Origin of the sequence: Paenibacillus jamilae, assembly GCF_050482105.1 — a bacterium.
Classification (GTDB): Bacteria; Bacillota; Bacilli; order Paenibacillales; family Paenibacillaceae; genus Paenibacillus; species Paenibacillus jamilae_B.
On record NZ_JBCNHI010000004.1, the window covers coordinates 54655 to 65396 of the forward strand.

Consider the following 10742-nt stretch of genomic DNA (forward strand, 5'->3'; position numbering starts at 1 on the left):
GATGGACCTAAATCAATTTGATGTCGGTCCTTTATTTAATAAATAGAACGGAGGTATGCAATGGCAACCACCAATAACAATAACTATGGTGTTCGGCAGGCGTTGAATAACAAGGGCGTTAAAAACAATCAAATAGGATATAGCAATGGCTACGTAACGGTTAACGGTAAAAACTTTCTTAAGCCAGGATCAGTTACAAATGGTTCCGCGATGTCCACACAACAAAATTTCAACAACGCTTGGCAGAGCATGACACCAACTAAGCCTGTATCTGTGCCAACAGTAGCTAAGGCATCACCTATGGTGCAGGCTGCAAATAATGTGCGTAACAACATGACTACATCGACGTTTACACCACCTACGCCGCGCTTAGAGCAGACGCTTAACTCTTTGTCTGGCTTGGCTAATACGCAGGCTGCTAAACTGCCAGAGTTTAAGTATGACCCTGATTCTGACCCTGCTTACCAAGCCGCCTTACGAGAGGCACAGGCGAACCTAGCAACGGCTCAACGCAATACCAATGCTGGCTTGAGAGCTACCGGACAAGGTAAATCATCCTATTCCGAAACGTTAGCTAATCAGCTTGCCAACCGCTCCATGGAAAGCATAGCAAATACTACGTTGCCACAAATGATGCAGCAGGCATACGGACGATTTATTGATAAGGCAAACTACGATCAGAGCGCGGCACAGCAACAGGCCGCACAGCTTGCTAACCTGTATGGCCTCCAGTATCAACAGGACGTTACTAAACCTATGGCCGAGGCACAGTTGACAGGTAACTACATGCCAGCAGAAGCGAGACAGGCTATAAATGACATCCTCACATTCAAAAATCAGGCGGAGACTAAAGGAACCACAGCCCAACAGCGTGCAGATTTAAGCGCACAAGCTGATAACAGACGAAAGATACTGGAGTCTCTTGGCATTAACTCTGCTGCGTATGGTGCGAATGTGAATGCTAACAACGCATCTCAAAACGCAAGTACAGGATTCCGCACATTGCAAGGACAGCAACAGGATCTACAGCGTAAAGAATCAAACTTGAATGCAGCTAATGTGGTCAGTCAAATGACGGGACGTGCTGTAACGCCACAGGACGACTGGCAGGGACTTAATCGACAAGCGAATAACCCAAATACGCCGCTTACGCTACAAGCGCAACAGCAGCAATTTAATAACAGTCTGGCTGCTAGACAACAAGAATTTAACGAAGGGCAACAAGGTTGGGAAAACCAATTTAATCAAGCTAAATTTGATGAAGATGTGCGGCAGTTTGGTTTGAATTATGCTATTGACCAACAACGGGCGGCAATTCAGCAAGATGGAAACACGATTGATTGGCTTAAATACGGCGATAGCTTAAATGGCACAACAGCTAAATATAGTGGCGCATCAGTTAATCAAGTCATTGATGGAATACGTCAACAATATGTTGATCCAACCACTAAAAAGATACCTACTGACGAGAAGACGCAAGAAATGATATATCAACAAGTAGTAGCTATGAATTTACCAGATGGACAAGATGATCAAGCGATGTTGATGTCTGGCCTATCGCGTGACACCATCAAGAAGCTTGATCAGAAATATGGAATAGCATCGGGAAACTGACTAGCCCCGGTGGCTCCGGGGCGTATAAAAACTATTACAAAGCAACTAAGGATGCAAAAGCGAATCCGCGTAATTACTCAGTTGCTAGTTCTGCTGTTGCGTCTGCTCTTCAACAGAAAGGACTGCCGCAAAGCTGGCTACAACCTACGCTGGAACTGGTTGCCCGGGAATCGAGTTTTAATCCAAATGCCAAAAATTCGAAGTCCACAGCCCGTGGGCTTTTTCAATTTTTGGACGGTACCCGCAAATCTTATGGTGGCAATAGCGTGAACTGGAACGACCCAACGCAACAAGCATTAGCAGGAGTTCAATATATTAAAGACCGATACGGTACACCTGAAAAAGCACTAGCATTCTGGGATAAAAATAAATGGTATTGAGGTGGATTATATGGCATCGCGATATGAACAGTTTGTCGAACAGCAACGGAAGCGAGCACAGCAAATAAAAACAGATGCTCTTAATGGCACGCTTCAAAGGCAACAACCACAACAAAGGATGAATAGGCGTACAGCAGCGTTTGAAGCCAATGTAAGTGCAAATCCGAAGCTTACAGATACAAGTGCATTATCAGCGTTGCCAGATGCCCTTAAGATTGGACCAGGATTCATTGAAAATAGTACCCTTGCCCGTGCTTCTGCTGGCAATCAAAAGGCAAAGGATACGTACAAGGCGGCTACAGGCTTGGATATTCAGCCGCTTCAAGGTCCTCCTAATCCAACCGAATATCAATTACGCATCTCAGATATTAGACGTACAGCCCAAGAGCATCCTTATATGAAGTACATCCAACCGTTTGCTGAATGGGGTACAGGTGTAATGTCCGACACAGACGCTGGTAATTTTACAAATCGCATGATTAGTACGGGTGGCGGCATGGTAATTGGTGACCGTCCATATTACAACGTCACAACTGGCAATGCGACAGCGGATAAAGTAGCAGACTATGCAGGTAATGTAGGTGGAGTATTAGCAATGGGATTTAACCCTGCTGCTCCTGGTGTTAAGGGACAGAACCTATTCACAGGTCCATTGGAAGCAGCGGAAGGCGCACTCGCTACACGTACGGGGCAGGCAGTTACTGGGGCGTTAAGTAAACAAGCTTCCCGATTGCCAGGAGTAGGCGCAGCAACTGCAAACACTTACGCGCGTGGTGCCTTGAGCGGGGCGGCTGCTGGTGCAATCAACAGCACTGCAATTGGGATCAACCAAGACCAGACTACGGGGAAAGAGATGTTGCATAATGCGACTTTAGGAGCCGCTTTTGGTGGCGGTGGTGACGTCATTTTAAGAGGTTTTGGATCTGGCTGGCGTGAAGGATTGAACAGGTTAAAAGGTGGAGAACGCACGATACCACAGACAGAAGAAATGCTTGCTTTACCTCTTGGGCGTACCGATCAGCGCCTGGCACAGGCTGGTCAAAGGTCTAGTCTTTCTGCTGGGGAAGGAACTATTGTTAATCCCTCCAATTGGAAACCTGAACCTCTAGCTCTTCCTGCTGGAAGAAATACAACTTTTGTTGGAGAGTCGTTACCCCCTACGCAGCGATTGGGGGCTCGTCCTGGATCTAGCCGTGAACCAGTACAACGGATAGGGGAATCGTCCATTAATCGCCAGCGAACCTTTAGCATGAACGATCCTGCTGTGCCTGAGTTTATGCGTGCGAGACAGGCTAGACAACAGGCTCGAATTGACGATAACGTCACTGTTCCAGAATCCGCACCTAATCAAAATATACCGATTAGTGAAGCACCACCTATGAAGTCCAATTGGTTTACAAATCTTTTCGGTAATCAAGGAGTCGGCATATCCGCTGGGTCGAAAAATGCCAGAAGAAATTTGGCTACAACAGAAGGGCAAATTGTTGATAATCCGTTGCGTAATGATGTAGAAGGTTTAAAAGCTCAAGGCAAGTCAATGCTACGCACATCCTACAATAATCAGGTTGATATAATGCGTCCACTCAAGCATATAGATCGAGAAGCATATGAAGCAGCTCAGGACGTAAGGCGTGCTAATAACTTGGCTAATACAACAGTACAGGATAAGTTTGTAGATATAGAAGGCAATGTGATTGGTCAGAGCCTTAAGGAAATCGGAAATAAAGTAGCACGTGGACAAGGACCAGCATTTGAGGATTATCTAATCTTGCGCAGAGCAGCTACTCGTATGGCTCGTGGTGAAAATGTATATGATCCTAAATTGGGAATGACTTTAGATAAAGTAAAAGCACGTAAAGCCATGCTAGAACAGCGTTTTCCAGGATTTAAAGATATAGCTGCTGAATGGGACGACTATTATCGTAAATTGCGGAGACTTGATCCTGATCTTGTAAATGAAAGTCAGGTAGCTGCTATGGAAGCCGCAGAACCATTTTACGCAAGTATGAGAAGACAGTTTTCTAAAGCTGAAAAATACTCTCAGCCATTTGCAATGAAAACACGGGGATTCAGTGGTCAGAAAGCACCTATTAAAGAACTTAGTCCAAATGGTTCGGTTCGAAAGATTGTTAGCCCATTTAGATCAGCAATTGAACAAACAGGTAGCTGGTACAATGCTTCTTTGCGTAATCGTGTTATGAAAACCGTTTATCAACGGATTGAAGCTGATCCTAAAAGCTTAAAAGGCATTATTGAGATTGTTCCAGAAAATGCAGAGATGCGTGCAAAGTCACTTGAGGAAATTAACAATGTGTTGAAGACCGATGGAGTAGAAGGCTTGATGGAGAAACTTGATGCTGAATTGGTACCGATGTTCCGTAAATCTGCTCAGAAAGGTGAACGTACAGATAATATAGTTACAGTTATGATTAATGGAAATCCTGTAAAGTTGCGTGTAGAGAATCCAGAGGTATTTAAAGCTTTGGTTGGGATGGGACCAGAGGAAAGTAACTTCGTGTTGGACCTGTTGGGCAAGTTGACGAATGCTACTAAATATGGGGCTACTGGTGCTGGTGCTCCGTTATTTGCTGCTAAGAGTGCCAGCGTAGATGTTATTCAGTCCTTAATACAATCCAAAAATCCAGTTAGGCATTTACCTGATTTGTTCCATGCAGTTATATCTTCTATAGCAGACACATTGCCAAAAGGGACGCCTGGTGTAGAAAGAATCAGAGCATTAGCTCAAGATTTTAGAAGAACTGGCGGTGAATATTCTGCCGTGCTTATGGGTGATAAAGCCTTGAACCGATCGGTATCAGGCATTCTACGTGAACCTTTTGCATCGCCTAGAGGCATTGGACGTGGGATAAGAGCTACTACATCAGCTCCATTCAAATTTTTTCACAAGATTTCCGATATATCAGAAAACGTAAACCGTATTGCAGCTTACAAGAACGGATTACGTCAGAGTGGTAATGTAAGAACACCTGAAGCTATCCGCAGTGCGATGCGAGATTCTCAAGAGATCACGGTAAACTTTAGCCGAAAAGGGGCAAAATCGCCGGGGCTCGAAAAAGTGTTCCCTTACCACAATGCTGCTGTACAAAGTATCCGCAAATTTACAAAACAGTGGAAAGATAACCCTGTCAAAACAGCATTCGCGGTAGGTGGTCTTGTCATTGCACCTAAACTTTATGAATATGCACAATTTAGTGATGATCCTGAATATCAGATTATTCCTGCTCGCGAAAAGTACCGTAATTTCATTGCACGTAAAAATGAGGATGGCACATTTGCTAAAATACCAATGCCTCCAGAGTACAACGCTATTGGAGCAGCTCTGGTCGATATGTTAACTGAATTCAAAGATGGTAACCCAGTCGATTGGGGTAAGTCAGCGGATGCTATAGTAAATGCTTACACACCTCCATTTCTAAGTGGAGCTCTTCAAGGGTTTACGCAAGGCGGAGGTATCAAAAAATCATTATGGGGTACACTCAACGCTACGTCATTAGCGGCACCAATTGCCGTTGCATCCAATCAAAGTTTCACAGGTGCACCTATTGAGCCACAGGATCTAGCGGCGAATTCGCCTGTAAATCGTTATGATGAACGTACATCTAGTGTGGCAATTGATATATCCAAAAAGCTGGATAAAATCAACATGGGGCTGTCTCCTAAAAATGTGGACTATCTTTTGAGGGCGTATGGAGGGGATGCAGCTAGGCTGCTGTTACCTTTAACAAGTGAACAAGGGGCAGGGAATACACGTAATACATTGTTGAAAAACTTTATAGCTGATCCACAGTTTAGCAACACTTTGACATCAGACTTTTACGATGCCAAAGAAAAAATCACGCAGGCTTATGCAGATTACCAAGATGGTAAAGCAGACTTGCCAAGTTGGTATAGTGATGACCTGCGCAAGCTAGTTATGCCTCAAGGATCAATCTCTAAGAAACTGTCTGAGTTGAAAGGTCAAAAACGAGAACTAGGAAAGGATAAATCTTTGTCTGATGAACAGCGAGCGGAACAGCAAAGAGAGATTCAGATGGAGATTAACAAAATCTATATTGATCTGAATCAACGTATGGAAGAAGCGGGAGTACCATTATAATCGTTTCATACTAGCGTTTTGTGGTAATGATTACTAACTACACACCTTATTAAGGACCCCAGGTTATCTGGCGGTCCTTTTCTTTATGGGGGAAACGACATGGAATACATTGAACTGGATGATGATAGCCGAGAGTGTGCGGTATCTCCAGAGTTTTTGAATATGGTTTTATGGTTGCTAGGCCCGACAGCACGAGACAAGTTTTTATACCCGGCGGTGGACAGCAGTGTACGACTTTATAATTTCAGCAGCAGAACAGATCATCAAGAACGGGCTTTCGCTGTCAACGGCGGCCGGAATAATATTTTTGATTCTGAAGCAGAAGAAAGTGAAAAGACTACTTCGGAAGTGGCTACCTTGGCTACTGACGGAGGAACAAGATATACGAATGATGCGGATGGAGTCCAAGATAGATTTAATTATGCAGGAGGCCGGGATTGAATGGGATGCGAACACGCCAAACGAAGATTTGCCAAACTTTCTGAAGGGGCCAAAACGGCCCTTTTTATTATCCTGGGTGACGTTTACTTATGCCCAAGATGCCGACAAATCCAACAACTGGAGGGACAACGAGATGGCGAAAAAGACAATCGTAATTGACGCAGGACATGGAGCGAAGGACCCGGGAGCACTTGGACCAGCTGGCAAAAAGGAAAAGGATTTTAACCTTACTATGGCTATTAAAGTGGAGGCATTTCTAAAGGATAACCCTGAACTAAAGGTGATTCTCACACGCCGCACAGACGTGTTTCTGGAGCTTAAAGAGCGTGTATCTATCGCAAATAAAGCAGGTGCAGATGCCTTTGTATCCATCCATGCCAACAGTAGCAGCAATCCAGATGCAACAGGCACAGAGACGTACTATATGCGACCTACCAGCAAGAACCTTGCTAACACTGTACACAAGCATATGGTAACAGCTACAGGGCTAAGAGACCGCGGCGTAGCTTATGGTAACTTTCAGGTAATTCGCTCTACTACAATGGATGCTGTGCTGGTTGAAGTAGGCTTTATCAGCAACGCAGTGGAAGAAGCAACGCTGTTTGACAACGACTTTCAAAACAATGTTGCTCTAGCCATCGCAAAAGGCTTGTGCGCTCATGTAGGCGTACCATTTACGGGACCAGATACGCCGCCTACACCAACGCCAGTTACACCTAAACCAGCCGATAATCCAGCACCGTACCCTGTAATGGAGGTAATAGTAGGTAATCAGGAGTTCACTGGATATAACATTAAGAATGTAACCTTTGTACCTTCTCGTCCGATCGGTGAAATGCTAGGCGGTAAAATCGGATATACAGGCGGCAAGGTTACTATAAACGGTGACGCGGTAGAAACAATAAATATTGGCGGTATCGGTCATGTACCAACTCGTGTGTTGTCTACAGCTTTAGGAGCACGCGTATATTGGGACATAGAAAATCCAAAACGGGTAGATATTTTCCCTAAACTATAAGGAGTGATTATAATGAAGGAACAATTAATAGAAGCAGCTCAACCATACGTGTTAACCATTGTAACTGCACTGATAGGCCTATTGGCTACGATTGCTACAAGTGCTCTTAAAAAAGCACAGCAGAAGGCTACTGAATACTATGTATCCAACACGTCTGTTAAAGACCGGGAGTTTTTACACAAAGTTGGTGTTGAAGCGGTTGCTTATGCTGAATCGGTGTTCAAGGACTTCGAGGGAGATAAGAAGCTACAGGAAGCCATTGATTATGTAATCGGCAGATTGCGGGTAATGGGCTTAAATGTGACGGAACAGGAGATACGGGCCGTAATCGAAAAGGCTGTACAAGATTACAACGTAAATGCGAAAAAGTCTGCTTGAGCCCTTCGGGGCTCTTTTTTAGTATATGGACAATCCCTCGGCGCATACGATGTGCTGAGGTGATGCACAGATGCATGTAAAGTTTACAACGTCTGAATGTACTGACAAGCTGCGAGCCGCCTGTTATGATTATCTCTATCAGAAATACGGGGGTGTGCAGCGTGATCGGACTGTATGGACGTGTCAGCACAGAGGAACAGGCCAAGACGGGGTTTTCAATCGACTTTCAAGTGAGGGAAGGAAAGAAGAAAGCCGGGACTGATGATGTAAAAGTATATTTAGATGAAGGTATATCTGGAGAGTTTTTAGAGCGTCCAGGACTTGATGATCTACGTAAAGATGTAAAAGACGGAATAATTACTAAAATTATTTGCTTAGATCCTGACCGCTTGGCTCGTAAACTTATGTTACAGCTTATCATAACGGACGAATTTGAACGCCGTGGCGTTGAACTTGTATTTATTAACGGAGAGTATGCCAAGACACCAGAAGGCCAATTATTCTACTCTATGCGTGGTGCTATTGCCGAATTTGAGAAAGCGAAGATTAATGAACGTATGTCACGTGGTAGAAAAGAAAAAGCCAACCAGGGAAAAGTAGTAAAGAATAATTATACGTATGGGTATGATTACGACAAGCAGAACAATGCAAATGTCATTAATGAGTATGAAGCGCGTGTCGTGCAACTCATTTTCAACCTATTTACCCAGCCAAATGAGATTGCACAAGGAATAAATGGTATAGCTGTATATCTTACGGCTCAAAAAATACCGACAAAGCGCGGTGCAAAGGTATGGCACAAACAAGTAGTCAGACAAATACTCATGAACGAAACATATACAGGTAAATTTGCCCAAAACAAATGGGATACAGAAGGTATGCTAGGCAATAAGCACAAGCCTAAAGAAGAGAAAATAGCCATTAAATTGCGTCCAAAAGAAGAATGGATTTGGGTTGACTGTCCCCAGATCATCACTGAATTCCAGTTTGAGCAAGCACAAAAGCTGTTAGGGGAAGCTAGACGGCGTTATGCTAAGTCTGGACTGCGCAAGTATTTACTGTCTGGTCTGGTTCGGTGTGGTCAGTGTGAAAATACAATGACTGGTCGTCGTCAAAAAAACTGGAACACGTATAAACTCGAGTATAGCGATATAAAGAATACCGCAGGCGCTAAAAACAAAGGGTGTGGAATGAGGATTGCATGCGATACCCTAGATACACTCGTTTGGGATCGTGTACACATGTGGTTGTCCCAACCGGAAGAAATTGCAGCGGCAAGTATGGAAGAAACTCAAGATTCATTCGCCGATCAGGAGTTAGAGCGGATTGAAAATGATCTGGAGAAGACAAAAGCAGCTCGTAAGCGCCTGATAAAATTATTTTCTTCTGACATCGGTATGGGTGAAGAGGAAATCAGAGAGGAATTGAAGGAGCTTGCGGATAAAGAAGAGGTATTAAAACAACGGCATGCTGAATTGACTGCTGAGATGGAGAATGTACAGAATTACGAAAGTAGCCGTAATCTGCTCAAGGAGACACTTGAATATTATTTAACCCTGAATCCTGATGAGCTTACGTTTGAAGATAAGCAAAATTTAATCCGACGGGTGGTTAGAGAAGTTAGAGTGACTAAAGATGAAGTGAACATTATTACCTTTTAGCACCTCTATAGTCATTAAGATCTCATTTTCTATACAACGGGCTGCAAATGTTGCCAGTTTTGTTCCTTTTCCGGTCTGAAAGCTTTCAATAGCCTTGATCAGTCCAATGGTACCGATGGATATTAGATCCTCCAAATCTTCGCCGGTGTTATCGAATTTTTTTACAATATGGGCCACCAGCCTTAGGTTATGTTCAATAAGTGTGTTACGGGAATGTGCATTGCCTTCGGCAAACAGCTTTAGGTGTCGAGCTTCCTCTTTCTCAGTCAATGGCTGCGGAAAGGCGTTGTTTTTCACGTAGGAAACGAGTAGCGTCAATTCCTTGATGAACAGAGCGATAGCACTAAATAGTCCGGGCACGGATGACACCTCCTGAGGTAGTTGCGAACTTACTGGACTTTGTTACTTACCAGGCTTGCGGTCTGTTTATTGTATGTAGGCAGGTGCCCATCCGTGCCTGTACTCCGAAAACTGCTTTGTAACAAATTACCGGATATCTTTTTTAAGCAGCATTAATACATGATTCAAACCAGCCAGTAGAGAGAGCAGCAACTATATTTCGAACGATGACTCTACGATAAAACTGGTTTATACTTTAATCACTTAATAATGAAAGCAATGGGTATGAGGTGAACTAATGATTCTGGTAAGTTCATGTTTGGCAGGCATGAAGGTGCGATATAACGGGACGGATAGCCTGGACGTACATATTCAGAAATTGGTAGAGGAAAAGAAGGCAATGACGATCTGTCCTGAGCTACTTGGGGGCTTTATGACGCCGAGAGAGCCTGCGGAGATTGTTGGAGGGACTGGGGAGGACGTACTGAGTGGCACCGCCAAGGTGATCGAGCTTTCAGGCAATGATGTCAGTGATATGTACATTAGAGGTGCGCACGAAGCTTTGAATATAGCCAGAGAGGTTAACGCGTCACTTATTGTTTTAAAAGAAAACAGTCCGTCCTGCGGGTCAGCAGCGATCTATAATGGGGCATTCGAAAACCGTAAAATCGCAGGCAACGGGGTAACTTCAGCTTTGTTAAAAAGGGAGGGCTTTAAGGTCATATCAGAAGAACAAATATCGGAAATTTTCTTGCATGAGAATATGTAATGGTAAAACAAGCGTCCTGATCGCT

The 10742-nt window shown here is 44.0% G+C and carries 8 protein-coding genes and 1 pseudogene; 8 read left to right on the forward strand and 1 reads right to left on the reverse strand.

What is annotated here, in order from left to right:
- Positions 1-210: 210 nt before the first annotated feature.
- The 7 genes from ABEW32_RS03740 to ABEW32_RS03770 all read left to right on the forward strand — a co-directional run bounded on the left by ABEW32_RS03740 (position 211) and on the right by ABEW32_RS03770 (position 9609).
- A complete protein-coding gene (locus tag ABEW32_RS03740; RefSeq protein WP_430184828.1) occupies positions 211-1614 on the forward strand; it encodes a hypothetical protein in 1404 nt (467 codons plus the stop codon).
- 155 nt (positions 1615-1769) lie between these two features.
- Positions 1770-1994, forward strand: coding sequence for a lytic transglycosylase domain-containing protein (locus ABEW32_RS03745; protein ID WP_430184842.1), 225 nt, complete (start codon positions 1770-1772; stop codon positions 1992-1994).
- 10 nt (positions 1995-2004) lie between these two features.
- A complete protein-coding gene (locus ABEW32_RS03750) occupies positions 2005-6111 on the forward strand; it encodes an LPD38 domain-containing protein (RefSeq protein WP_430184830.1) in 4107 nt (1368 codons plus the stop codon).
- Between the two features lie 99 nt (positions 6112-6210).
- Positions 6211-6552 carry a hypothetical protein gene (locus ABEW32_RS03755; protein ID WP_430184832.1) on the forward strand — a complete coding sequence of 114 codons (342 nt, stop codon included), beginning with the start codon at positions 6211-6213 and terminating at the stop codon, positions 6550-6552.
- Positions 6509-7570: an N-acetylmuramoyl-L-alanine amidase gene (locus tag ABEW32_RS03760; RefSeq protein ID WP_430184834.1), complete on the forward strand. Its 1062-nt coding sequence runs from the start codon at positions 6509-6511 to the stop codon at positions 7568-7570. Before ABEW32_RS03755 ends, ABEW32_RS03760 begins: the two co-directional genes overlap by 44 nt.
- 12 nt (positions 7571-7582) lie before the next feature.
- Positions 7583-7948 carry a phage holin, LLH family gene (locus ABEW32_RS03765; RefSeq protein WP_318626877.1) on the forward strand — a complete coding sequence of 122 codons (366 nt, stop codon included), beginning with the start codon at positions 7583-7585 and terminating at the stop codon, positions 7946-7948.
- Between the two features lie 161 nt (positions 7949-8109).
- Entirely contained in the window at positions 8110-9609 is a 1500-nt protein-coding gene (locus ABEW32_RS03770; protein ID WP_430184836.1) for a recombinase family protein, read from the forward strand.
- Here ABEW32_RS03770 and ABEW32_RS03775 read toward each other — a convergent pair.
- A pseudogene (locus tag ABEW32_RS03775) lies at positions 9604-9969 on the reverse strand (sigma-70 family RNA polymerase sigma factor); the annotation flags it as partial. The gene ABEW32_RS03770 and the pseudogene ABEW32_RS03775 sit on opposite strands and share 6 nt — an antisense overlap.
- A gap of 277 nt (positions 9970-10246) precedes the next feature.
- Between ABEW32_RS03775 and ABEW32_RS03780 the strand changes: the two are divergent.
- On the forward strand, positions 10247-10717 hold the full coding sequence (locus tag ABEW32_RS03780) for a 2-thiouracil desulfurase family protein (protein WP_430184838.1): 471 nt from the start codon (positions 10247-10249) through the stop codon (positions 10715-10717).
- Positions 10718-10742 lie beyond the last annotated feature (25 nt).